Here is a 25749-nt window from a genome sequence, read left to right as displayed (position 1 = left end):
AATCACAAAAATGAGTATAAAAACTATCGGACACTATATCAACGGTCAGCACATCGCTGGTGCTAGCGGCAGATTAAGTGACGTTTACAACCCAGCAACAGGTGAAGTCCAAGCAAAATTAAGTAACGCAAGCGTAGCGGAAACTGAAGCCGCGATTACTGCAGCACAGGCCGCATTCCCAGCTTGGGCTGCCATGCCAGCACTCAGACGCGCACGCATCATGTTTAAGTTCAAAGCCTTACTTGATGAACATGCCAACGATTTAGCTAAAGCGATTTCACTTGAACATGGAAAAACGATTAGTGATGCACGCGGTGAAGTGACGCGCGGAATCGAAGTGGTGGAGTTTTCCTGCGGCATGCCACATTTACTCAAAGGTGATTTTAACGAGCAAGTTGGCATGGGCATAGATACTTACAGCATGCATCAGCCACTGGGCGTTGTTGCTGGCATTACTCCATTTAACTTCCCTATTATGGTACCGCTATGGATGATTCCCATGGCATTAGCGACCGGCAATACATTTGTACTAAAACCATCAGAAAAAACGCCAAGTGCAAGCTTGATGATTGCGGATTTACTTTCTGAAGCCGGTTTGCCGGCAGGAGTATTTAACTTAGTGAATGGCGATAAAGAAGCGGTTGATGTATTACTCACAGATAAGCGCATTCAAGCTATTAGCTTTGTAGGTTCAACACCGATTGCTGAATATATTTACAGCACTGGCACTAAAAATGGCAAACGCGTGCAAGCTTTAGGTGGTGCCAAAAACCACTTAGTGGTGATGCCAGACGCGGATTTAGACCAAGTGGCTGATGCACTGATTGGCGCAGGTTACGGCTCTGCTGGTGAGCGTTGCATGGCGATTTCAGTAGCTGTAACAGTAGGTGATATTGCTGATAAATTAGTGGCTAAACTAAAAGAAAAAGTGAAAACCATCGTGATAGACCAAGGCTTGAATGAAAAAGCAGATATGGGTCCATTAGTAACACCACAGCACTTTGCCAAGGTGAAAGAATATGTTGATTTAGGTGTGTCAGAAGGTGCAAATCTAGTCATCGATGGTCGCGGCTATAGCCATGCAGGTCATGAACAAGGCTTCTTTTTGGCACCATGCTTATTCGATAATGTCACCAAAGACATGCGCATTTATAAAGAGGAAATTTTTGGTCCAGTATTATGTGTAGTGCGTGCAGAAACGTTTGAAGAAGCATTGCAATTAGTCAACGACCATGAGTTTGGCAACGGCACGGCAATTTTCACACATGACGGTGAAGTCGCACGTGAGTTCACTAGTCGCGTACAAGCGGGCATGGTTGGCGTGAATGTGGCGATTCCTGTGCCAATTGCTTTCCATAGCTTTGGTGGCTGGAAACGCTCATTATTTGGTGACCATCACATCTATGGTACTGAAGGTATGCGCTTTTACACACGCTTAAAAACCACCACTTCTCGCTGGCCTTCTGCCGCTAAAAGTACGGGCTCTGAATTTGTTATGCCGACCATGAAGTAAAAACACCCAATCAATTCACAAGATAAATTCATAAGATAAAAATATGTCATCGTTAAAGCACGTTGCTGAATTAATTAAGAAAAATAAAATCACCGAAGTAGAGTGCCTGTTCCCTACGATCAACGCCACACTACGTGGCAAGGTGATGCGCGCTCATGACTTTGCAAAAGGCAAAGAATTACGCATCGCCAGAGCGGTGATTTTACAAACTATTAATGGCGAGTATTGCGATGACCATGTGATTGGTGCGACAGATAACGACACCATACTTAAGCCAGATTACAGTACATTTAAAATACTGCCATGGCAGCCACAGCGTGCTTGGGTGCTGCATGACTGCATGAATTTTGATGGTAGTCCGTCAGAACACGCACCGCGCAATGTGCTTAGAAAAGTTTTAGCGCAATATCAAGCACTTGGTTTACAGCCTGTAGTCGCGCCAGAAATTGAGTTTTATCTATTTAAACGTGACGGTCAAGAAGCAACAGGTTTCACGCCACCTACCATGCGTGGCGGCAGCATAGAACTAGAGCGTCAAATGGGCTATAGCCTAAACTCTACTGCTGAAATGCGCGACTTTTGGCAGGCACTACAAGCCGCTTTTGATGCACTGGAAATTCGTACCGATACTTGGCTGCATGAAATGGCACCCAATCAGTTTGAAATTAATCTGCTGCATGGTAATGCGCTTAAACTTGCCGATGATGTGGTGCTATTTAAACATACCTTGCGCGAGATTGCCGCTCAACATGGCTTAAATGCGGTGTTCATGGCGAAACCTTTAGCTGATTACGACGGCAGCTCTATGCATTTACACCAAAGTATTATTGACGCTAAAGGTAACAATATTTTTAGCGATAACAAAGGAAACGCCACACCAGAGTTTTACGCCTATATTGCCGGCCTGCAAAACTACATGGCAGATTTAATGCCATGGATGGCACCTTATTTTAATTCGTGGCGCCGCTATGCGCTTGGCACGCAAGCACCGGTTAACCTGCAATGGGGGCACGATAACCGCACTATTGGCCTACGCGTACCACACTCTGTGGCTGCAGCGCGTCGCGTTGAAAATCGCTTTGCTGGCAGCGATGCCAACCCTTATTTGGCAATGGCTGCCTCGCTTGCTTGCGGCTTACGTGGTATGCAAGAAAAACTGAAGTCTACCGCACCTGTGGATGATAAAGATGGTTATGAATTCCCACGCGAAATTGCCATCGGCTTAGAAAGCGCCATCACGCAGCTTAAGCAAAGCAAATCTGCGCGTGAAATGTTTGGCAACGAATTTATAGATGCATTTTGCAACGTTAAAGAGATTGAGCTAGCGCACTTTATGTACGAAGTGAGTAGCTGGGATAGACGCTATTTGGCTTTGCAAGTATAAGTTGCATGCTCACTGCACAACTATCCGATAAACGCCGCAACTTAAGCATAGTTGCGCTCAATGCTGTTTCTACGCTTTCGCAGATTGGTCAGTATGGGCTAGGCACAACCTTGCTGCCCATCGCATTAGTCGCTAAAGGCGCAACGCCAGAGCAAATTGGTATCACTAGCTCCGCACTGTGGCTAGGCATGTTGGCTGGGCTTTTAGTCACAGGTCAACTCATACGCGCTTTGGGCTATCGCATCACGGTGATTTTAGGCTTAGTCATTAGCGCATTAAGCTTTGCTGTAATGCCCTGGCTGGATTGGCAATGGTGGCTTATTCCCGCAGCGGCTATCGGTTTTGGCTTAGGTTTGCGGTGGATAGCCAACGAAACTTGGCTATACCGACTCGCGCCTGCACATGCACGCGGCAGAATTATCGGCATACACGAAACCCTGATTAGCATTGCTGCCATCTTAGCGCCACTGATTATTGTGAGTGTGGGTGCAATCAAACCAACTGCGTTTTTGATGGCGGCAACCATCATCATGCTGGCAATCATGCCGCTATTCATCGCGGTCACTTTATCCGTGACAGATAGCTCACAAGAAAATAATTTCAAAGACAGTCATTTAAATTTAAGCAAACCTATCAAACAAACCATCGCATTTTTGATGGGATTTGGTGCGCTAATCTCAGGTTTAGGCGGCTGGATGGAAGGCAGTATCTTAGCGTTTCTACCCGTATACAGCGCTGACATTGGCTTAGCCAGCAGTAATGTAGCCTGGTTACTCACCATTCTAGGCATTGGTGCGACGACTTGTCAGTTTGCGATAGGTTGGTTAGCGGACAACAAAGGCTTATTATGGACAGCCAAACTATGCACTTTTGCCGCATTCTTAGCGGTACTAATTGCTATCATTTTCGAAAAGAACTTCTTAAATTTAGCAGTGACCATGTTCATATTAGGCGGTGTAGGCGGCGGTTTGCTTACACTAGGCATCTTTTGGGCAACACTGACTGATACAACGGTTACAAAGGCAAGCCATTCAGAAGTAAACTTAAGTAATCGCGTCAGACAAGTGTCCATCGTTTACACAATTTTGTCCGCTGCAGGACCATTTGTAGCGGGCTTTGTCGTGAGTCATGCTGGCAGCAGAAGCTTATTTTGGCAGCAATTGGCGATAATATTGGTGATCGCAATCGTACTATTTTGGCAGTCACATAAAAATACAGTCGATTGATACTATGTTATTGAATACTTTGTAAAAAATATACCCTCCACGCTCTTAATCAGAGTTCATATTCTTGAATAAAGAATCCCCAAACAATCATTATCTTTACATAAACTTACAAAAATTTACAATTAATTCAATAAGTTAGAGCGTTTAACTGCATCTAATCACACATATTGATTACGCCCGACAGTGATTAAATCATCGCTTGGAATATTCAGAAGATGAAATCGCTTTTTTGCTGATCACTTCTCGAAGATATCCATAAATCTACCACTATTTTATTTAGTTAGATTCGCATCCCTCACGACTTATATATCAAAGCTTATATATCAAAGGATGACTGATTAACACTTTATAAATAGAGGAATATTTTGTAAATTAAACTCACTAAGGAGTAATCATTATGACGAGTATCAGTAGTGTGTCATCAACCAATAGTATTTATCAAACATCGCAAACCAGCGCTGGACATAGCGCACATCGCATGAAGCCTGACAATGACCAACGTCAGGGTAAAGATGATGGTGGACTAATGGGTGCAATAGACACTGCGCTTAAATCTGCTGGAATATCAGGCGGTCTTTCTTCCATCTTTGGCGACCCCAGTGCGTCAAGCACTTCAAGTACAAGCTCAAGTAGCGATACTACAAGCTCAGACACAACGGCCTCAAGCACAGATGCTACATCTGCTTTAAGTACTTTTATGCAAAACCTAATGGCGGCACTGCAATCTCAAAGTGGCTCCAATACTTCAAATGACTCATCGTCATCAGAACAGGATTCTATGCTACCTCCCCCACCACCAATGGGCATGGGAAGCAGTGATATGGATAGCAAAATGCAAAGTTTAATTTCACAACTCAGTAATACTAGTAGCTCGTCTTCATCTGATAGCTCTAGCTCCAGTGATAGTTCAAGCTCTTCATTACAATCCAGCTTTAATGATTTGTTGAGCGCTTTGGGAAAATCCTCTTCTGGCGGAAGTAGCCTAGAGACTTTCTTACAGTCATTGTCTAGCAGTTTAGAAGGTCATGGCGCGTCAGGTAATGTGGTCAGTACTAAGGTTTAAATAGCCATTACGTGTGCAAACCTCACTAGCTGAGGTTTGCTATCACATGTGCAGAACGCCTGCGAATCATTACATGCCAGAATAAACGGGACCGCTTCCACCCTCAGGCGGAACCCACACAATATTCTGCGTAGGGTCTTTAATATCGCAGGTTTTGCAATGTATGCAGTTTTGCGCATTAATCTGCAAATGCTTTGCCTCATTCTTAACGACTATCTCATACACGCCAGCTGGGCAATAACGCTGTTCGGGCGCATCATATATTGCGAGATTGATACTGATTGGCACAGTGTTATCTAGTAAATGTAGATGACATGGTTGATTAGCATCATGCGCAATATTGCTCAGACTAATTGAATTTAATTTATCGAAGCTGTAAATTCCATCAGGTTTAGGATAGTTAATTTTAGGCATATCAGCCGCTGGTTTAGTGCAATTATGGTCAGCTTTATCATGCTGAAGTGTCCATGGTAAATGTAGCTTAAATGCCGCCAACCACATTTCAAATCCACCTAGCAACATCCCTACCCAACTACCAAATTTTGATAATAACGGCTTTACATTGCGTACAGCGTTGAGGTCTTGCCAAACCCATGAATCCTGTAACGCTTTAGTGTAGTTAAGCAACAAAGGCGTTGCTGAGTGATTATCCACTGGATTATTTAGCGCCTCGAATACCGCTTCAGCTGCCAGCATGCCTGATTTCATTGCGTTATGACTGCCTTTAATACGTGGCACATTCACCATACCTGCACTGCAACCAATCAGCGCGCCGCCAGGGAATACCAGTTCAGGCCAAGATTGCAAACCACCTTCGCTAATAGCTCTTGCGCCATAGCTTAAACGCTTACCGCCTTTAAGTAGCGCTTGCATTTTAGGGTGAGTCTTAAAGCGCTGAAATTCATCATAAAGTGATAAATGCGGATTGGCATAATCCAGATGCACGACAAAGCCAACTGAAACCAACTGTTCGCCATAGTGATAGATAAAAGATCCGCCGCCCGTATCTTTATTTAGCGGCCATCCTAGGCTATGCTGAACCAAGCCTTTACTATGCTGCTCAGCAGGAATACGCCAAACCTCTTTAAAACCTAAACCATACTTCTGTGGAGATGAATTTTTGCGTAAATCAAAATGACTTTCTAGCTCGCGCGTAAGTGAGCCGCGAGTGCCTTCTGCGATTAAGGTATAGGGCGCTCTGATTTCAATACCCGCTGTGAATTGTGCAGTTGGCTGACCAGTAGCATCTCGTCCCATATCACCAGTAATGATGCCGACGACTTTATCCTGTTCGTCATAAAGCATTTCTTGTGCAGAAAAGCCCGCGTAAATTTCAACACCCAAGGCTTCAGCTTGCTCGCCCAGCCATCGACATACATCGCCTAAGCTGGCAATGTAATTACCTTGATTGTTCATCAAAGGTGGCATTAAGCGGTGCGGGATTGACCAAGATTTTGTTTCACTTAGTATCAGAAACTCATCATCTTGAACTGGAGTATTGAGAGGCGCACCCTGCTCCTCCCAATCTGGGATGAGTTCGTTTAATGCAATGGGGTCTATCACCGCGCCTGAGAGTATATGTGCGCCAACTTCTGCGCCTTTTTCAAGGACGCATACACTTAACTCTTTGCCAGTTTCATTGGCAAGTTGCTTAAGTCTAATTGCCGCAGCAAGCCCGGACGGGCCAGCACCTACAATCAAAACATCATAATTCATCACGTCACGTTGCATCATTATCCTTCTGTATTCTTCAGTCTATTCTGGTAGTCTATTTCTGGCTAAGCAATTTCTGGCAGATTAACCAAGTCACTTCGCTCAACACCTACAGTCAAACGCTTGCATAAATTTAAAAATTCCCGAACCCCAGTCGTTTGATATTTATGATTTTCTGCTTATGCCACAGAAAATAAAAGAAACGACTCAAGTCCAAATTAGGCGTGGAAATAGCGACCAAGCTGCCGCGGCGAAAAGCATCTTTTAGCGCTAAGCGTGAAATACACCCAATGCCAAGCCCAGATTCTACGGCACGTTTAATCGCTTCGGTATGCTCTAACTCTAACCTGATTTTAAGCTCAGAGTGATGACTATGAAATGCTCGGTCAAACGTTTCGCGCGTACCGGAACCCTTTTCACGCAAAATCCAGTCTTCTTGAAGTAGTTGCTCCATAGAAACTTTACGCTGGCCAGCCAATGAATGATTTGGTGCACTAAACACAACAAGCTCATCAGCTATCCATGGCTGAACCTCAATATCAGGGTGATTGCAATCACCCTCGATTAAACCTAAGTCTAATTCATGATTGGCTATCTGCTGCACTATCGTACTGGTATTATGCACCTTTAATTGTATGCGGCTCTCAGGGTGCTCCTGTAAAAATCTGGCAACCAGAATCGTCGCTAGGTAATTGCCGACAGTAAGTGTTGCACCAATTCTCATATGCCCAAAACCAGCATGTCCTTGCAACAGGTTCTCTATTTCTTTGGCTCTATCAAGTAACTCAACGGCTCTTGGCAACAATTGCTGCCCTGTTTCATTAATGCGTAAAGATTTACCGACGCGATCGAAAAGCTGCAAATCGAATTGCCGCTCAAGTTCGCTGAGCGCAGTACTCGTTGCAGACTGTGAAAGTGACAATGCCTCAGACGCACGCGACACGCTCTCTGTACGGCTAATTGCAACAAAAATCTCAAGTTGTCGTAAGCTATATTTCATGTGCTTAATACCAAATTGATATATCTATACAATAGATATATATAATCATTATAATCCATTTAGTATATATTATACGCTAGTGTAGAATGCACAGCAATTGCAAAGGAAACTGTCATGAAAATATTAGTCGCAGTCAAACGAGTAGTAGATTACAACATTAAAGTACGCATCAAACCAGATGGTTCTGATGTGGATATCGAGGGCGTCAAAATGGGCATTAACCCTTTTGATGAGAATGCACTTGAAGAAGCTTTACGCTTAAAAGAAAAAGGTGTCGCTACAGAAGTTGTTGCTGTTTCTCTAGGCACATCAGCGAATCAAGATGTACTTCGTCATTCATTGGCAATGGGTGCGGATCGCGCCATTCTGATAGAGGCCAGCGCTGATTTACAACCATTAGCAGTTGCTAAGCTATTAAAGTCTATTGTTACACGTGAACAACCAAACCTTATCATCCTTGGCAAACAAGCGATTGACGATGATGCAGGCCAAACTGGGCAAATGTTAGCTGCGCTTTTGGATTATCCACAAGGCACATTCGCATCCACGCTACAAATTGAAGGTGAAGAGGTCACAGTCACTCGTGAGGTAGATGGCGGAACAGAAACGCTTGCTTTAGCTTTACCTGCAGTGATTACAGCGGATTTGCGCTTAAATGAACCACGTTTTGTGAAACTACCAAACTTAATGATGGCCAGAAAAAAGCCGATTGAAACGATTAACGCAGCTGAGCTTGGTGTGAATTTAGATGCACGCCTTAAGTTAATACAAGTAAGTGAACCAGCGGTAAGAAAAGCTGGTATTAAAGTAAATAGTGTTGAAGAGCTTCTCAATAAATTACGCTCGCATGAAGGGATTTTAGTATGAAAATTTTAATTCTAGCGGAACATGATGGCCTTCAATTAAGTTCTTCCGTACATCAAGCCGTGACTGCAGCGCAATTTTGGAACTCACCTATTCACGTTTTAGTTGCCGGCCATAGCGCTGATGCAGTTGTGCAACAGGCTGCTTCTATTCATGGCGTTGAACGTGTGGTGCATGCAAATGCGGCTCACCTCGCTCATCCTTTAGCAGAAGACATTGCTAACTTAGTTGCATCTATCAGTGAAGGCTATGACGTCATACTTGCGGCGCACTCCTCATTTAGTAAAAATGCATTGCCACGCTTATCTGCATTGCTAGATGTAGCGATGATTTCCGACGTGTTGGAAATCAAAGCTGATAATACCTACGTTCGCTCGACATATGCAGGTAATGTATTAACCACGATACAAAGCACTGATGCTGTTCAATTGCTGACAGTGCATGGCAGCAACTTTACTGCGGCAAGTCTTGGTGGGAATGCTGAAATTACAAGTACCGAAACACCTGCTGCTTTCAAAAAAGCTAGTTGGAAATCTGAAGTTCGCAGTCAGTCAGACCGACCACCTTTAGGTTCAGCCAAAATTGTCGTATCTGGCGGCAGATCACTTGGTAGCGCAGAGAAATTTGAACAAGTGCTATCACCATTAGCTTATAAATTAGGCGCCGCACTAGGTGCAACACGTGCAGCCGTGGATGCAGGCTACGCACCTAACGATATTCAAGTGGGTCAGACCGGTGTTGTTGTAGCGCCTGAATTGTATATTGCAGTTGGTGTGTCTGGTGCCATTCAACATACCTATGGCATGAGAGATAGTAAGATTGTGGTGGCTATCAATCAAGATCCTGATGCGCCTATCTTCCAAGTGGCGGACTATGGCCTTGTCGCGGACTTGTTCGATGTCATCCCCGAACTCACCGCGGCTATTCAATAATTACGCGTAATACAAATTACCTTTAATAAATTAAGTTAAGAAAAAATATGAGCAAATATTCAAGCGAACGTGTACTTAGTGTCCATCATTGGAACGACAGTTTATTCAGTTTTAAAACCACCCGTGACCCAGGTTTACGTTTTGAAAACGGCCAATTTGTGATGATAGGACTAGAGGTTGATGGTCGCCCGCTTACCCGCGCCTATAGTATTGCCAGCCCTAATTATGAAGAGCATTTAGAGTTTTTTAGTATTAAAGTACCTAATGGTCCATTGACATCACGTCTGCAGCATTTAAAAGTGGGCGATGAATTGTTAGTCAGCCGTAAACCAACCGGCACCTTAGTGATTCACGATTTAAAACCAGCTAAGAATCTTTACTTACTCTCTACAGGCACTGGTCTAGCGCCATTCATGAGCCTGATTCAAGACATTGAAGTGTATGATCGCTTTGAAAAAGTAATATTGATACATGGTGTACGTCATCTCAGCGAGCTTGCTTACGCAGATTTTATTGAAAAAGAACTGCCAAACAATGAGTTTTTTGGTGAGGAAGTACGTAATAAATTAATTTACTATCCAACAGTTACCAGAGAGCCTTTCCGTAATCAAGGTCGCCTGACTGATCTGATTAACTCAGGAAAACTATTTGAAGATATTGGACTGCCGCCAATCAACCCAACAGATGACCGCGCCATGATATGCGGTAGCCCACAAATGCTGGCTGATACAGAAACGCTGCTTGATAACTTAGGTTTTAAAGTATCACCTCGTATCGGTGACCCAGGTGACTATGTGATTGAACGCGCTTTTGTTGAAAAGTAACCTGCTCTAAATAAGCACTCCCTTGCTCTCGCAGCAAACACTGTAAAAGTAAAGTTAAGTAAATGTCATAGTGCGCTACTGTTTATTGCATGCCGTAGTAGCTATGATGTTGAATCTTTTATTAATTTACATGTGTAATGATGCATAAAATATTGCTTATTGATGACGACATAGCACTCACGGAGATGCTTGAACAGTATCTGGTCACAGAGGGTTTTGATGTGACAGTGGCTAATGATGGTCAGACTGGCGCCCAATATGCACTCGCAGGTCAATTCGATTTAACTGTGCTGGATGTGATGATGCCTAAACTCAATGGCATTGAAACATTATGCTTAATTCGTCAAGCAAGCCACATTCCAGTGATTATGCTCACCGCCAAAGGTGATGAATCAGAACGCGTAATGGGGTTGGAATCAGGCGCGGATGATTACGTGCCAAAACCTTGTACACCTCGCGAACTATTAGCACGAATTCGCGCCTTGTTGCGCAGATCAAAAATCACTAAAGATGGCTCTCAGTTGGCCTTACAAATCATAATTGGCGGTCTAACAATCACACCAGCGCAACGCCGTGTAGAGGTAGCAGGCAAAGCTATCAACCTCACAAGTACCGAATTTAACTTACTAGAAGTACTCGCTAAAAATGCTGGTCATGTAGTGTGCAAAGAAGATCTCGCGCTGCAGGCAATGGGTCGCACATTAGTACGATTTGACCGTAGTGTAGACGTACATATGAGCAGCATCAGGCAAAAAATCGGCACAAGTGCTAATGGTAGCGATTACATTCAAACCGTATATCGCATGGGCTACCAATTGATTAGGGAATAGTGCTGGTAAACTTAATGGGCAGACTATTCTGGAAATTCTTTATATTTTTCTTTTTGGCGCAGCTCACCACGGTTATAGGGTTAAGCTTTGCGATTTGGCTGCATAACAGACATGAAGTTTTACAAGATAATGGAGTCGAAATGTCGCCGCCAGCAAGATCTTTGCTAGCTGCCGCATCTTCAACTTTACAATTTGGCGGCGTAGAAGGACTCAAGCATCTTTTACAAGACTGGCAACGCCAGCCTATGCCAAAAGTGCTCGCGGTAAGAGAAAATGGTCAAGAGTTAATGCTGCGCCCTTACACAAAAGCCAGCTTAGATATGGCCAACAAGCTAGCCCAAGATGCAAAATTTCAAGCGTTTGCCAAAAACATTAAGCTAAGTAATGGTCAGTCCTACTTGTTATTTGTTCAAGATAATGGCCGCAGAGATGAGTTTGGCCATAACCACGGTCAACTGCCAGAACATATGCTAAAGAATGGTATGTCAACCCCAAGACCGCCACCGCGGTTTCCATTAATGCCATTATTCGGTGGCTCTCTTGTAAGCTTGATATTTGCAGCTATACTTGCAGCGTATTTTTCAAAACCTATCAGCAGCCTACGCGCAGCGTTTAAACAAGCCTCAAACGGCAAGTTAGACGTAAGGGTAGCGCATGCCATGGGTAAAAGACGTGATGAACTTTCAGATTTAGGTCATGATTTTGATGCAATGGCTTCGCGCTTAGAAAGCTTATTACAAGCGCAAACTAGGCTGTTACACCATGTTTCGCATGAAATGCGCTCACCGCTAGCCAGAATGCAAATGGCTTTAGGTTTAATGAAGCAGGATCCAACATCTGACTTTCTAGAGCGTATCGAGCTAGAGGCTAATCGCATCGATGGTTTAGTGGGTGAATTATTGGAGTTATCTAAGCTAGAATCTGGCGTCATTCAAATTGCAAAAGAACCGCTGGAATTAAGCGCTTTGCTCAATAGCATTATTGTAGATGCGCAATTTGAAGCCCAATCTAAGCGCATTCATTTGCATCTGACAGTAGACAGAGATTATGTTTTAGAAGGACAGCCAGACTTCCTTTACAGGGCGATTGAAAACGTAGTGCGTAACGCTATTAAATATGGCCCAGAAGCCAGTGATATTAGCATTTCTACAACACATTCTGATGTCGAGAAAAACCTATTCATCGCCGTTACCGATCAAGGTATTGGTGTAAAAGAAACCGAACTGGAAGATATTTTCAAACCATTTATTAGAGGTGTTTCTGGCAGTCAAACCATCGGTAATGGCCTTGGTTTAGCCATCACCAAGCAGGTGATTGAAGCCCATGGCGGCAGCGTTTCTGCGCAAAATCTCAAACCTAAAGGCTTTAGGGTACAAATCGTGCTGCCTTGCTAGTTTTTATAGCTACTCCACTAAACAATCCCACTACCTAACATGTCATTCCGTGCTCGACACGGAATCCAGTGACTTAAAAACTCTGGATACCGACTTTCGTCGGCATGACGATTTTGTGCAATTGGCTACAGTATCGGATTATTTGATGGAACAGCTATAATTAACCAAATTCTACTTAGCTATAAAAAAAGAGGCTTTAGAAAACCTCTTTTTCAGTAGTATTACTTTCAGTTTAAATCACACAGTCACATCAACCACACTACCCACTTTCTGCTGCGCTGCACTATTCTGTGTTTGCTGGTTGGCTCCAGCATCAGACTTCTTGTCAGTTGTCGCATGCTTCATATCGTAAATTAACTCCTCTGCGGCAGACACCGTTCCATCTTTGTTGGTATCTTTCACATCATAACTTTTTGTATCTCCACCACCTTGAGCGCCTCCGGGTTTTCCAGCACCACCTGCAGGCGGTTTTACTGAAGGAGGACCACTCTTGGCAGTTTCTTTAATATCTGCCTCAATATCACTTTGTGAAATTTTTCCCGTATTGTTTTTATCGATGCTATCAAATTTTTTGGCCGCATCTTCCGACGAAACACCCATGGCCGTTAATGCTTTTGTAAACTCGGCTTTATCTAACGATCCATCTTCGTTGGTATCCGATGTCTTCATCATCTGCTTGGACATCTGTGATCCCATCTTCGATACATCAAAACCGCCTGCACTCCCAACTCCGCTAACAGTCATTTAAAATCTCCTTATTCACGATTAATGTTTAGATTAAATTAATTAAGCTATAAACATATATCGTCGGAGATTATCAATAGCTAAGGCTGCAATGAGTAAAGTTGTGTAAAAGTATGTAATGAGGCAGACTAAGGCGAGCAGTGATAAAGCGGCTAAGAATACCAAGCGCGCTGTTGCTTAACATTCAGAAACGTCCAAGCGACGATACGGCTTTGCTTTTGGCCTTGCGCCATAGCAATGGTTTTTACTTCTAAGGCATTTACATTTCTAAGCGCACGGTAAACACTAGGCAAGTTTGCTGCTTTTGAAATGAGCGTACTAAACCACAAGCACTGGGTTGCAAACTGCTTACTTTCGTTGACCATGCCAGTAACAAAAGCCTCTTCGCCACCTTCGCAATACAACTCCGTTGTTTGACCGCCAAAATTTAACGCTGTAGATTGAGTCCCCTTCTTACTTTTACCTAAGCCGCGCCATTTGCGCTGTGTGCCTGCTTGCGCATCCGCTAAAGAAGCATGAAAAGGCGGATTACACATCGTAAAATCAAAAGTCTCACCTTGCTTGATAACACCCTTGAAAATGGAATTAGGTGAGGTTTGCAAGCGCAGCTCAATCATGTTCGATAGCATATTCGCATCCACAATGTGCTGCGCATTTTTTAAAGCGTTGGCATCAATATCTGCCCCAACAAAATACCAGCCATACTCGTGGCTACCAATAAGTGGATAAATTGTATTGGCACCTACGCCAATATCCAATCCTCTGACAAACTCACCTTGTGGCATCACACCAGCATTCGTCGAGCTAAGCAAATCTGCCAAGTAATGCAAATAATCTGCCCTGCCTGGAATAGGTGGGCAAAGATATTGTTTTGGAATATCCCATGTAGCAATTGCATAGAAGTGCTTAAGCAATGCCAGATTGAGCGCCTTAACGGCTTGCGCATTAGAAAAATCAATGGAAGCATCGCCATATTCATTTAACTTTACAAATGGCGCTAATGCAGCATTGGCGTGAATGAGTTGATCGAAATCGTATCGACCTCGGTGTTTATTTCGCGGGTGTAAGCCAGTTTTGATGGTGTCAGATTTAGCCATGGTACTAATCGTATTATTCTAATGATTACATTCAATTATAGGGCAAGTAGCATATCATCTATTTTAAACTCTACAGTCCTTGAAAAGCGCGAATAAAGCACATAAACGCGCTTTATTCATCAAAGTGATTTGCACTGTTTACAGGTAATATTTGCGAAGGAATAAGTAATCAGGTATTCGCTAAAGCACATTGTCTAAAAGTTGAATTTGAGAGTCGAGAATATGGAAGATCAAGCATTTATTGGGCGTCAGCCCATTATGGATGAAAAGCAACAAATCATTGGTTATGAGCTTTTCTTTAGGCATAGTGCAGAGGCGGAAAGTGCCATATTTGAGGACGAGTTTAAAGCCTACTCCAGCGTGCTGATGAACACCATAGGCGGCATTGATATGCAATGGCTTTTAGGTGATAAACTCGCGTTCATTAACGTAAATGAAGCCATGCTGAAAAGCGAATTTTTAGAGCTAATGCCGCCTAAGCGCACTGTACTAGAGATTTTACGTACGGTCCCGCCAAGCGCAGAAACTGTCGAACGCTGCCAAAATTTACGTGAGCAAGGCTTTAAAATTGCCCTAGATAATCCGCATTTAAGCGCAGAAACTTCACCGTTACTGCAATGTGCAGACTATATTAAAATTGATGTTCAAACACTTAGTTCAGCCGAATTACAAAAAGCATACAATGAACTCCATGCTTCCTCAGTAAAAATGATTGCTGAGAAAGTGGAAACCGACGCGCAATTTGAAGACTGTAAAAGAGTCGGATTCCGCTTATTTCAGGGGTTTCATTTTGCACGCCCTGAAACATTTACCTCTAAAGTCATCAACGCCTCATTTGACAGCGTATTGAATATACTCAATACCGTCAGCCAAGATGGTGAAATCAAAGACATTGAAGCTGGCTTCAAAAAAGATACCGCATTATCTTTCAAGCTACTGCGTTATATTAACTCCGTTGGGTTTGGGCTTTCATGCGAAATACAATCCATCAATCATGCATTAACCATTTTAGGCAGAAAACAACTATACCGCTGGCTAACGCTGTTAATGGTTACCGCTGGTGAAAACTCGACTCCACCAGCTTTAATGAAAACATCCATCACACGCGGACGCTTAACCGAACTGTTAGGTGAAAGCTATTTTGAGAAACATGACCGCGACAATCTATTCATCGTTGGCGTATTCTCATTATTAGACGCTATTCTAAAAATGCCGATGGAAACAGTGCTAGAGAAAATTCAACTACCAGAAACAGTGAGTGAAGCACTGCTTACACGTTCAGGCATTTACGGGCCATTCTTGCAGCTAACCGAAGCCTGCGAAGACTCTGACAATAAGAAAATTCTAGAAATAGCCGAATTATTGCAATTTGACGCGACAAAGGTGAATGAGTGCCATATTGCTGCGCTGGCTTGGGTTGAAACACTGGGTATTTAAGTAAATTTAATCTACAAAAAGCCCTAGTCAATATTTTATTGACTAGGGCTTTTTGTATTGAATTAACATGATGTCTTTATATATGATGAAGACTGTTTACGGCACAAATAGCTTAGCCTGCTAAATAAACACTCCAAGAACTTTTCACCCAAAGAACTCATTAAGCTATATGATTTGCGCCAGTACTTGCTATTTATTATACGGACAGTGCAATAGCTAACCGTCAGATTCATAAAGAAAAATAGCATGTCAAAATCAATAATCACAATATTATACGGATACATGCATCTGTATAATAATTCTTAGGGATTCTTCCAAATGGAAATAGCAAAAGTATTCGGTCTGTTTATAATTACGGCAATCGCTGAGATTGTCGGTTGCTATCTGCCTTACCTATGGCTCAAACAGGGTGGCTCGGTTTGGCTGCTTATCCCTGCAGCATTTAGTCTTGCGTTGTTTGCTTGGTTACTCACGCTACATCCTACTGCTGCTGGTCGCATTTATGCGGCTTATGGGGGCGTTTATATTGGGGTTGCCGTTATGTGGCTTTGGTTGGTTGAGTCCATTAAGCCATCAATCACCGATTGGATTGGTGTTTCGGTTTGCTTCGTTGGTATGGTAATTATTATGTTTGGTACTAAGCATGCCTAACCCATTATTAAAACGGGCCCCTTAACTAAAACGTTAAACTAATGGGCTATCAATTACTTACATCTTACTTGCCAATGCCATAGCCTGACGTTCCAAATTATAGGTATACCGATTAATCAAACCTTCATTTCCGCGTGATGGCGAAATAAATTGTAGGCCAACTCGGTACTTGGCTGCGCCATCTTTCATGGTGACTGGTGTGATGTTGCGAACTTGTAGCGTGAGGCTAGTCTCGCCAACTTCAGGGAAGTTAATTTTGCATTTATCGAAATTAGCGCCTATGACTAGTAGCTCATCTAATGGATTAGCAGCTATCACGCCAATTCCACCTAAACTTACATCAATCAAGGTCAGCTCTAGCGTTCTATCAGCATCTGGATTATCTTCATTTGAAATAGGGATGATGCAAGGCACAGGGTTAACAATAGGCGTAGCGAGTCTGAAGAATTCTCTGCGCTGCAAGCGCATTAACTTTTGTGGCAAAGCAATTTTGATGGCTTTGCCGTCTTTTAGTGTGGCTAATGTAAGTTGTTCGCTAGTCCATTTAAGCCTAATGCCATCATCTTTAGAAAAAACCACATAATGGCTAGCCAATAATCGATCATTAAATGCATCATCAATGCCTATATCAAGATACACCACATGGTTATTAACATCGACAGAAATCACATTAGTCAGGCAAGTGTCGTGACCAAACGATACTTTAAGCATTTCGTGATGCTTAGCCAGATCGTTTAATATCTGAATGATTTGTTTTTGATTTTGAACAATAAATTGTTCTTCATCATTTGCACGTGCAGCTTCTTCCATGATCGTCCCATTAACTTTCTACTGTCATTATTATTAACTACTAGCACTCCCATAACTACTTATACCGTGTATTTAATGCTATTTATTCACGATTGTCTTGCCTAAATCTGACGCAGTTGTAGGCACCGCCACCTGCGACATATTGCTGACGCCTTGCTCTATAAAGTTCTCAATCGGCTTTAGCATACCTGGTAATGAAAGGGCTATCACCACCAAGCCTATGCTTAATGTCACAGGGAAACCTATACCAAACAAATTGAGCTGTGGTGCTGTTTTTGTGAGTATGCCTAATGCCATATTGGTAATCAACAGAGCTGCCACTGCAGGCATGGCTAATATTAAGCCTACGCTGAATATAGTTTCGCCCCACATCGCGATTTTTAATGGGTCGATGCCACTGCTACCGACGGTAATCGGCATAGTGATAAAACTATTAGCCACAGCTGTAATGATGAGTAAATGGCCATCTAAACTTAAGAAAATTAGCATCGCTAACAATACCAAAAACTGATTAACAGCGGTACTTTGTCCTTGAGATTGCGGATCGTAGAAGCTAGCGAAACCAAGCCCCATCGACATACCAATCAACTGACCTGCAAGTTCAACCGCAGAGAAAACCAAGCGCATACTAAAACCAATGGCTAAACCTATCACTAATTGCTGCACTAGTATCAGTAAACCTTGAAATGAAAATATCTCAAACTGTGGCATGGCTGGCAATGTTGGCACTATGATTAAGGTCAGCATAATGCCCAAACCCAGCTTCACTTGATTGGGAATGGCTGTATGGTTAAATATAGGCGCGGCGGCTATCACGCCTAATACTCTGGTGAGCGGCCAAAGCAGGCTGACTATCCAAGTTTGTAGAAGATCGCTGCTAATTGAAATCATTGTGTAACCTTGCGATTTTACGTGGCTTAATCTGTTTAGTTTTAATTTAGCAAATCTTGACCCTGTTAACTCTAGCTTAGTTAACTTGGGCCTAGTTAGCCATAGCAGGAATGCTGGTAAAGACTAAATGCATATAATCAACCAAAGTTGTTAACATCCATTGACCAGCGAACATCAGCGTACCAAACACACCGACCAGCTTGGGAATAAACGATAATGTAGCTTCGTTAATTTGGGTTGCCGCTTGAAAAATGCTCACTAAAAGACCAATCGCCAGCACTACTAGTAAAATCGGCGCGGCAACAAGCAAGGTAATTTCCATTGCATCTCGGCCTAATGTCATCACGCTTTCTGGGGTCATTTTTGTTTCCTTTTAGAAAAAATCGTCTAATTTTATTAACAAACTGTTTTATTAAAAATAAGCTTAGTAAAAACTTTGTACCAGCGAACCTAGCAACAACTGCCAGCCATCGACCAATACAAACAACATCAGTTTGAATGGCAATGACACGATGGATGGCGAAACCATCATCATCCCCATCGCCATCAATACACTCGCAACCACCATATCAATAATCAAAAATGGAATGAATATAGCAAAGCCGATTTGGAATGCGGTTTTTAACTCACTGGTCATAAAAGCGGGTACTAACACTAATAAAGGCACTTGATCTGGCGTTTCAATCTTCTCGATTTTTGCCATATTCACAAATAGCGCTAAATCGCCTTCACGTGTTTGCTTCATCATAAAAGCTTTAAGTGGTGCTGCGCCTTTATCCATAGCTTCTTGCATGGTGATCTTATTTTCTGAAAGCGGCTGATAGGCATCTACGTAAATTTTGTCTATCACTGGGCTCATCACAAAGAAGGTCAAAAACAACGCCAAACCAACCATCACCTGATTTGGCGGTGCGGATTGCGTACCCAATGCTTGGCGTAACAATGACAGCACGATAATGATGCGTGTAAAGCCAGTCATCATTAGTAAGGCGGCTGGCAGAAACGTAAGTGAAGTCAGTAAAATGAGTGTTTGTAAGCTCAAAGTGTAGTTTTGACCGCCCCCCGGTGCAGGTAAGGCATTCACTAGCGGCATGCCATTTTCAGCTAATGCTGTGCCAGGTAACATCAGCATACTAGCTAATAACAGGCCTGCTACGGCAATGCATGTTTTGAGTGTAGATTTTAGTAGTGGTGTAGTCATGGCTAACTTAAAAATTAATGGTCTATTTACTATCTGTATCTTTTTTTTCTAAAATCCTGCCGGTTGACTTTAATAACCATGCGGCAAAGGTATTGCTAAAGTCACCGCCACCTGAGTCGGGCATGCTTCTACCCATCGGTATGCTTTCAGCTATGTTGCTAGCACCACTTTCTAAATTCGCAAGGCTACTGACTTGTCCAGCAGCGACACCCACGACTATCCACCGACCTGCGACTTCTAACACCACCACACGCTCACGTGAACCTACACTGACTCCACCGACAATACGAATGACTGATTGCTTGTTGCCCACACCAGGCACCATACGTTTTAGAACCCAAGTAATCAGCGCCATCACAGCCAGCACCACAGCCAGACCGATCACCATTTTAAGCACACCACCAGTTGGCGATACCACAGCAGTTTCTGCGGACAAAGCCAAACTCGGCACAATGCTAAGCATTGCTGAAACACTCCAAGTCAAACTCAAAGTAAAACAGTTGTGATGTTTTTTCATGACAAGCATTTCTATTAGCGGTTTATTTTGCGAATACGCTCAGCCGGCGTGATGATGTCAGTCAAACGAATACCAAACTTATCGTTCACCACCACTACTTCACCTTGCGCAATTAAGCAGCCGTTTACTAAAACATCCATAGGCTCACCCGCCATGCCATCAAGCTCAACTACTGAGCCTTGTGCAAGTTGTAGCAAGTTTTTAATGGCAATTTTGGTACGCCCAAGTTCAACGGTAAGTTGCACAGGGATATCCAAAATGAAATCAATGTCATTTTGCGTATCTTGCAACTTGTTTTTAGCTGTAAATTCAGTAAACACTTGTGTTTGCTCTACATTTTTAGCTTGTAAAACTGAAGTATCTGTGGCCTCTTGCTCGGCCATTGCCGCGCCCCAATCATCAGTTGCTTCAGCAGTGCTTTGTTCTGCCATCGCTGCGCCCCAATCATCTTCGGCTACAGCCGTGTCTTCTGCAGCATCATTCGCCATAAGGTTCTCCTTTAACATATTCAGTTGAGTTGGATCTTAATAACTTTTCTACGCGTAGCGCGTACTGGCCATTAAACATCCCATATTTACAAAGCATGACAGGTACACCATCTACCTGCGCTTCAATAGATTCTTCAATATTAAGCGGCACAACATCGCCCACTTTCATATTTAGCACATCACCAATCATCATATTGGTTTTTGCAAGGTCAGCCACAATCTCTACCTCAGCGGCTTGGACCTGCTGCGTCATGAGTTTTACCCAACGCTTATCAGTACCTAATACTTCACCTTGCAATGGTGAACTGAGCATGTCGCGAAGCGGCTCTAACATGGAGTAAGGGAAGCAAAAGTGTATCTCGCCACTCGCTGGACCTAATTCGACATTAAACGTCACGGCAATCACCACTTCATTAGGGGTAGCGATATTGGCAAACTGCGTATTCATTTCAGAGCGCATGTACTCAAACTGAACTGGATAAACTGGCTCCCATGATTTTGAGTAAGTTTCAAATACGATATTGAGAATACGCTGAATAATGCGCTGTTCAGTCTGAGTAAAGTCACGTCCTTCTACTCGCGTATGAAAGCGGCCATCACCGCCAAACATATTATCCACTACCAGAAATACCAAGGTTGGATCAAACACCATCAGTGCGGTACCGCGTAGCGGCTTCATTTGTATCAGATTTAAATTGGTAGGTACCACTAGATTTCGAACAAAATCACTGTATTTAGTAATGCGAACAGGCCCTACCGACACCTCAACAGTGCGGCGTAAAAAGTTAAACAGTTCGATGCGTACCAAACGAGCAAATCGCTCATTGATAATCTCAAGCGTAGGCATACGCCCACGTACAATGCGCTCTTGCGTAGCAAGGTTGTAATCACGCACATCACCTGCATCACTCGCAGGTTGATCGTCGTCCTGATCACCATCAACACCTTTTAATAAGGCATCAACTTCATCTTGAGATAAAAACTTATCGGCCATGGCTTAATATCTAACGCGTTATTGAATCACGAATGAAGTAAAAAACACGCCGGTCACTTCTTGCGACTTAGCGCCTTTAGAAAATGGCTTATTAACCTCGGCGACAATCTCATCGCTCAGTTTTTGCTTACCTTCAGAAGTTGAAATCTCAGAGGCCGTTTTGCTAGTTAGCAGTATTAATAGACGACTGCGCACTGCTGGCATTTGTGCTTTCATCAGCTCCTCTTGCTCTGGACTAGCCACCTGTAACGAAATCTCTGTCTGCAGAAATTTTTCATCAGGATCAGGTTGAAGGTTGACCGTAAAAGCCTCAAGCGTCACAAATACTGGCGCATGCGCTGGTTCTTCATGCTTAGCTTCTTCTTTTTTATGGTCTAATTTTTGATGCGTTAGAAACCAGCCTGCACCGCCGCCACCGGCCAACAACACAACTGCGGCAATCATAATAATCAGTTTTTTCTTGGATTTTGGTGCTACTTCAGCGCCATCGGGCTTTGGATCTGCTGCCATTTTATTGCCTTTCCATAATGAACTAAACCTGTACTACCTATATGGCAGTCATTGGCGTTATTGATGATTACATTATGGAAAAAAACGGCTGAATAACATGCTTGGATAAGAGAGGGAAAAAGCCGTTAAATTGAGGATTGTGATTAGCAAATATTGCTATTGCACAAATAACAGAACGCCAGCGCACTTATGCTCAGGCACTCTTGGACTCATGCACTCATGCAATGAGTTGCCTATAAAACTTTAACCAGTCTGGCGCTTATGCAAAAGTATCGACCAAACCATTGGCTGTACGCACCAGAGCTTTAGCGCTGCTAGTATGCTCAATCGGAGATGCAGAATCATTTCTGCCAAGTGATGCATCAGCTCTTGATTGCTGCGCAGCCTGTTGAAATTGTTGTTGCATCTGTCCGCCAGAACTCACGTTAGCCTGACCTAATTGAATACCAGACTCGTTCATTTTGTTGCGAAGATTATCCATGCCGTCTTGTAGCGCCTGCCTTACTTCAGCGTTGTCTGAGATAAACGTCGTGTCAGCTTGATCATTATGCACATGAATCACGACTTGCAACGGCCCCATATCTGGGGGATTGAGTGTTAACGTAGCAGTCTGCTCTTGCGCGCCTAACATCCACACCACCTTTTGACTAATGGCTTGATCCCAACCCGTTTTTCCTGGGTAGGCATTGATAGTATTGCTGCTGCCTAACTGTTGCATGGTTTCAGCCGCTTTGACTTGCATAGTTGATTGGCTAGCTAACTGATAATTCGCAGGCATCGCCACTTCTTTAGTCGCAGACTCTTTTTCAGCCTTCAGCATCAACTTAGCCGCATCATCCCCATTTATTGATTTAGATGCATTTGGTAACATGAAATCTATCCAATCTTGGCGTGACTGCTTATCGTCAACCACGGCTAAGTCTTTGGCATCAGCGCTGTTTTTACCTTGAGATAATGCGTTGTTTAACACAGCATCTTTTAATACAGAGCCTCTTTCAGCACCTAAGGTAAGTTGCTTATCCGCACTTACTTCAACACCTTCTCCAGCCTTGCCAAGTGATGCTTGTTTAGTGTCTGACATCATGGATGAAAGTATCTGAGCGCTCGAAATATCTGTGATTGAAGCTTTATCCGTCAAACTAGTATCGGTCAATGCTGTCACGTCACTTTCAGCTTTAGTCTCATCACTATCTTTGGCTAATGTAGGCTTTGCATCAACGGCCATCACGTCTTTAGAAGAAATCTGCAAGGGATCTATTTTTTCTGCATCTTTCTGAGTTTTTGCACGGTTGGCCGCCATCATCGCCAGTTGTAAATGGTTGGCTTTCTGCGCATTCTTTTGCGTTGTAGTCGCATCAACATTTTCAGGATTTGTTGTTGCGCTTGAATCGTTTCCAGTGGGTTTTTGAGTTTGCTTCGCTTGGCTTTGTCTATTCTCAACTTCTCTAACTGAGGTGTGCTTAGCTTGCACCTGTTTGTTCAGCATCATTTGAAATGAAGCATTATTTTCTACTTGAGTTGCACCATCCAATGCCACAGTGCTTTTATTAATAGCATCAGCTGGTTTTTTTAATGATGTTTCTGTCATTTGTAATGATAAATTTTTCATGTTGCTCAACCCCAAAGATTAAAACTCGCTCAAGTTATTACTTATGTTTCAATTAATACTCGCTGTACTTAACTATGCTTAGTTCTAGTAATGCGCATCGCAAATTCATCCATCAGTTTCTGATCTTTTTTCTGCTCTACTTTAAGCTCGCGCTTCTCAGATCTATCTGATAACACTTCGTAAGAAAGTTTTTTACGCTGACTTTCTTGCCATAATTGCTTTTGAATCTTCACCTGCTGATTCGCCAGCTCAACAACCTCTTGTTGCCCAGCAATGGCTTGATCTAACTTGCCAAAAAAATTCTGAAAATTTTGATAAGCTTTAGCGCCCATACCAGCCTCTAAAATCTTATTAAGATTCCTCACATAATCCAGCCGATATTCATTCAGCATATCTTGCTTGGCCTGCGCCTCATTTGCCAGCTTCATTGCCTTAGCCAAAGCGATGGCCGCCTCGTCAACTTCCTTAGAAGCGATGCCTTGTAACATACCTAATACATTGCTTGATTGCTTTGCCATGCTTTCTCAATCTTATGTTTTACGATTAATTAACCAAGCCATCTAAAACAAACGAAAGTTGACCAATACTCTCTTCAACACCTGATCGCTCAGAAATACCTTGCTGCAAAAATGCATCAATCTTGTCGTGTCTGGCAATCGCCTGATCCAGCACAGCATCACTACCCGCTTCATAAGCACCTACATTGATTAAATCTACACTGCGCATATAGCGTGAATTTAGCTGCTTTAACTTACGTGCAAGCTTTTGATGTTCTGGGCTAGTAATGTTGTGCATCGCACGGCTGATGGATTGTTCTACATCAATTGCTGGGTAATGTCCGCTCTCAGCCAAGCTACGGCTTAATACGATATGACCATCTAAAATCGCACGCGCCGCATCAGCGATTGGATCTTGTTGATCATCGCCTTCTGTCAGCACCGTATAGAAAGCCGTAATTGAACCTTCGCCACGTTTACCATTGCCTGTACGCTCAACCAATGCAGGTAATTTTGCGAATACTGATGGTGGATAGCCTTTAGTAGCTGGTGGCTCGCCAATGGCTAAAGCAATTTCACGCTGCGCCATGGCATAACGTGTTAATGAATCCATTATCAACAATACATTTTTGCCTTGATCGCGAAAGTTCTCAGCGATCGTAGTCGCGTAATTTGCACCTTGAAGGCGCATTAAAGCTGGCGCATCTGCTGGCGCCGCTACTACAACCGAACGTGCTAAACCAACTGGGCCTAAGATTTGTTCAATAAACTCCTGAACCTCACGCCCACGTTCACCGATTAAACCCACCACAATCACATCAGCGGTGGTGTAACGCGCCATCATGCCTAGCAGCACGCTTTTACCAACGCCAGAACCTGCAAACAAACCCATACGCTGACCACGGCCAACGGTGAGCATGCTGTTAATGGCACGCACGCCTACATCTAAAATCTCTTCGATGGGTGCACGCATCAACGGATTCATTGGTCGTGCATTAAGTGGTGAGCTTTGTGCTGCTACTATTTTTCCGAGGTCGTCTAAAGGATTGCCAGCGCCATCCACCACACGACCTAGCAACTCATTGCCAACAGGTAAATGACGTGCTCGATCTGTTACTCTCCTGCGTGGCGGATTGCTGTGATGAGGCTTAGGCAAAGCTTCTGCCACTTCTAGTGCAAATACTTTTGCACCTGGCATCACGCCATCCACACTGCTTTGTGGCATTAATAACATGCGTTCACCATCAAAGCCTACAACCTCGGCTTCCACGCGACGACCTTCAGCAAGTGGCACATAGCATGCACTGCCAATCGGTAGTTTAATACCAGCGGCCTCCATGACTAAGCCTGTTAACTTAGTAATGCGCCCTGCTATTTCTAACGGCTCTACAATGCGTAGAATCTCTTTGCAATCACGAATATGGTCATGCCAGCGTTGACGATGTATATTTTGCATATCGACTTTTGACTGAGTTGAGTCTGGCGCATCTTCGCGTAGTTGCTCTAAATCAGGCATGCTGAGGTGCGAAACTTGCGGATCTAAATTCTGTGAATTGAGCT

25 protein-coding genes and 1 pseudogene are annotated in these 25749 nt (G+C 43.3%); 11 read left to right on the top strand and 15 right to left on the bottom strand.

Annotation, left to right across the window (positions count from 1 at the left end):
* Positions 1–10: 10 nt before the first annotated feature.
* The 4 genes from PSU72_RS04920 to PSU72_RS04905 all read left to right on the top strand — a co-directional run bounded on the left by PSU72_RS04920 (position 11) and on the right by PSU72_RS04905 (position 5186).
* Positions 11–1513 (top strand): CoA-acylating methylmalonate-semialdehyde dehydrogenase, encoded by a 1503-nt coding sequence (locus PSU72_RS04920; RefSeq protein WP_300431213.1) that lies wholly within the window; start codon positions 11–13, stop codon positions 1511–1513.
* 43 nt (positions 1514–1556) lie between these two features.
* A complete protein-coding gene (locus PSU72_RS04915; protein WP_300431212.1) occupies positions 1557–2897 on the top strand; it encodes a glutamine synthetase family protein in 1341 nt (446 codons plus the stop codon).
* Between the two features lie 5 nt (positions 2898–2902).
* On the top strand, positions 2903–4123 hold the full coding sequence (locus PSU72_RS04910; RefSeq protein WP_300431211.1) for an MFS transporter: 1221 nt from the start codon (positions 2903–2905) through the stop codon (positions 4121–4123).
* 397 nt (positions 4124–4520) lie between these two features.
* Positions 4521–5186: a hypothetical protein gene (locus PSU72_RS04905; protein WP_300431210.1), complete on the top strand. Its 666-nt coding sequence runs from the start codon at positions 4521–4523 to the stop codon at positions 5184–5186.
* Positions 5187–5255: 69 nt separating this feature from the next.
* Here the strand turns inward: PSU72_RS04905 and PSU72_RS04900 are convergent, their stop codons facing one another.
* Together PSU72_RS04900 and PSU72_RS04895 are read right to left on the bottom strand one after the other, a co-directional pair.
* Positions 5256–6917: an electron transfer flavoprotein-ubiquinone oxidoreductase gene (locus PSU72_RS04900; RefSeq protein WP_300431605.1), complete on the bottom strand. Its 1662-nt coding sequence runs from the start codon at positions 6915–6917 to the stop codon at positions 5256–5258.
* 47 nt (positions 6918–6964) lie between these two features.
* Positions 6965–7899: pseudogene (locus PSU72_RS04895) on the bottom strand (LysR family transcriptional regulator).
* Between the two features lie 114 nt (positions 7900–8013).
* On the opposite strand from PSU72_RS04895, the gene PSU72_RS04890 reads away from it, so the two are divergent.
* From PSU72_RS04890 to PSU72_RS04870, 5 genes are all read left to right on the top strand, one after another.
* Positions 8014–8766, top strand: a complete 753-nt coding sequence (locus PSU72_RS04890) for an electron transfer flavoprotein subunit beta/FixA family protein (protein WP_300431209.1) — start codon at positions 8014–8016, stop codon at positions 8764–8766.
* Entirely contained in the window at positions 8763–9695 is a 933-nt protein-coding gene (locus tag PSU72_RS04885; protein ID WP_300431208.1) for an FAD-binding protein, read from the top strand. The genes PSU72_RS04890 and PSU72_RS04885 overlap by 4 nt, the downstream gene beginning before the upstream one ends.
* A gap of 47 nt (positions 9696–9742) precedes the next feature.
* Positions 9743–10519, top strand: coding sequence for a ferredoxin--NADP reductase (locus PSU72_RS04880; RefSeq protein ID WP_300431207.1), 777 nt, complete (start codon positions 9743–9745; stop codon positions 10517–10519).
* A 140-nt stretch (positions 10520–10659) separates the two neighbouring features.
* Positions 10660–11349, top strand: a complete 690-nt coding sequence (locus PSU72_RS04875) for a response regulator transcription factor (protein WP_300431604.1) — start codon at positions 10660–10662, stop codon at positions 11347–11349.
* A gap of 14 nt (positions 11350–11363) precedes the next feature.
* Positions 11364–12743 (top strand): ATP-binding protein, encoded by a 1380-nt coding sequence (locus PSU72_RS04870; protein WP_300431205.1) that lies wholly within the window; start codon positions 11364–11366, stop codon positions 12741–12743.
* A 237-nt stretch (positions 12744–12980) separates the two neighbouring features.
* Here the strand turns inward: PSU72_RS04870 and PSU72_RS04865 are convergent, their stop codons facing one another.
* On the bottom strand, positions 12981–13427 hold the full coding sequence (locus tag PSU72_RS04865; RefSeq protein WP_300431203.1) for a hypothetical protein: 447 nt from the start codon (positions 13425–13427) through the stop codon (positions 12981–12983).
* 212 nt (positions 13428–13639) lie between these two features.
* Positions 13640–14584: a 23S rRNA (adenine(1618)-N(6))-methyltransferase RlmF gene (gene rlmF, locus PSU72_RS04860; RefSeq protein ID WP_300431201.1), complete on the bottom strand. Its 945-nt coding sequence runs from the start codon at positions 14582–14584 to the stop codon at positions 13640–13642.
* A gap of 222 nt (positions 14585–14806) precedes the next feature.
* Here rlmF and PSU72_RS04855 point away from each other — a divergent pair, with 222 nt between their 5' ends.
* Positions 14807–16021 carry an EAL domain-containing protein gene (locus PSU72_RS04855; protein WP_300431199.1) on the top strand — a complete coding sequence of 405 codons (1215 nt, stop codon included), beginning with the start codon at positions 14807–14809 and terminating at the stop codon, positions 16019–16021.
* A gap of 318 nt (positions 16022–16339) precedes the next feature.
* The gene (locus PSU72_RS04850; protein WP_300431197.1) at positions 16340–16672 is read left to right on the top strand and encodes a YnfA family protein; all 333 of its coding nucleotides are present in this window, start codon (positions 16340–16342) and stop codon (positions 16670–16672) included.
* Between the two features lie 57 nt (positions 16673–16729).
* Here the strand turns inward: PSU72_RS04850 and PSU72_RS04845 are convergent, their stop codons facing one another.
* The 11 genes from PSU72_RS04845 to fliI form a co-directional block, all read right to left on the bottom strand.
* Positions 16730–17482, bottom strand: a complete 753-nt coding sequence (locus PSU72_RS04845) for a flagellar brake protein (RefSeq protein ID WP_300431195.1) — start codon at positions 17480–17482, stop codon at positions 16730–16732.
* 78 nt (positions 17483–17560) lie between these two features.
* Complete coding sequence (gene fliR, locus PSU72_RS04840; protein ID WP_300431193.1) at positions 17561–18373, bottom strand: flagellar biosynthetic protein FliR; 813 nt, start codon at positions 18371–18373, stop codon at positions 17561–17563.
* Positions 18374–18464: 91 nt separating this feature from the next.
* A complete protein-coding gene (gene fliQ / locus PSU72_RS04835) occupies positions 18465–18734 on the bottom strand; it encodes a flagellar biosynthesis protein FliQ (RefSeq protein WP_013147713.1) in 270 nt (89 codons plus the stop codon).
* Positions 18735–18797: 63 nt separating this feature from the next.
* Positions 18798–19574: a flagellar type III secretion system pore protein FliP gene (gene fliP, locus PSU72_RS04830; RefSeq protein ID WP_300431192.1), complete on the bottom strand. Its 777-nt coding sequence runs from the start codon at positions 19572–19574 to the stop codon at positions 18798–18800.
* A gap of 22 nt (positions 19575–19596) precedes the next feature.
* The gene (fliO, locus tag PSU72_RS04825) at positions 19597–20091 is read right to left on the bottom strand and encodes a flagellar biosynthetic protein FliO (RefSeq protein ID WP_300431191.1); all 495 of its coding nucleotides are present in this window, start codon (positions 20089–20091) and stop codon (positions 19597–19599) included.
* Between the two features lie 14 nt (positions 20092–20105).
* Entirely contained in the window at positions 20106–20579 is a 474-nt protein-coding gene (gene fliN / locus PSU72_RS04820; protein ID WP_300431190.1) for a flagellar motor switch protein FliN, read from the bottom strand.
* Positions 20569–21573: a flagellar motor switch protein FliM gene (fliM, locus tag PSU72_RS04815; protein WP_300431189.1), complete on the bottom strand. Its 1005-nt coding sequence runs from the start codon at positions 21571–21573 to the stop codon at positions 20569–20571. The genes fliN and fliM overlap by 11 nt, the downstream gene beginning before the upstream one ends.
* 18 nt (positions 21574–21591) lie before the next feature.
* Positions 21592–22083: a flagellar basal body-associated protein FliL gene (gene fliL / locus PSU72_RS04810; RefSeq protein WP_300431187.1), complete on the bottom strand. Its 492-nt coding sequence runs from the start codon at positions 22081–22083 to the stop codon at positions 21592–21594.
* Positions 22084–22342: 259 nt separating this feature from the next.
* On the bottom strand, positions 22343–23692 hold the full coding sequence (locus PSU72_RS04805) for a flagellar hook-length control protein FliK (RefSeq protein WP_300431185.1): 1350 nt from the start codon (positions 23690–23692) through the stop codon (positions 22343–22345).
* A 68-nt stretch (positions 23693–23760) separates the two neighbouring features.
* Complete coding sequence (gene fliJ, locus PSU72_RS04800) at positions 23761–24210, bottom strand: flagellar export protein FliJ (RefSeq protein WP_300431183.1); 450 nt, start codon at positions 24208–24210, stop codon at positions 23761–23763.
* A gap of 25 nt (positions 24211–24235) precedes the next feature.
* Positions 24236–25645, bottom strand: a complete 1410-nt coding sequence (gene fliI, locus PSU72_RS04795; protein WP_300431603.1) for a flagellar protein export ATPase FliI — start codon at positions 25643–25645, stop codon at positions 24236–24238.
* Positions 25646–25749: the final 104 nt, after the last annotated feature.

Origin of the sequence: Methylotenera sp. (assembly GCF_029945535.1) — a bacterium.
Classification (GTDB): domain Bacteria; phylum Pseudomonadota; class Gammaproteobacteria; order Burkholderiales; family Methylophilaceae; genus Methylotenera.
The sequence above is the reverse complement of the archived record's forward strand: the minus strand, read 5'-3'. Positions and strand labels throughout refer to the sequence as shown.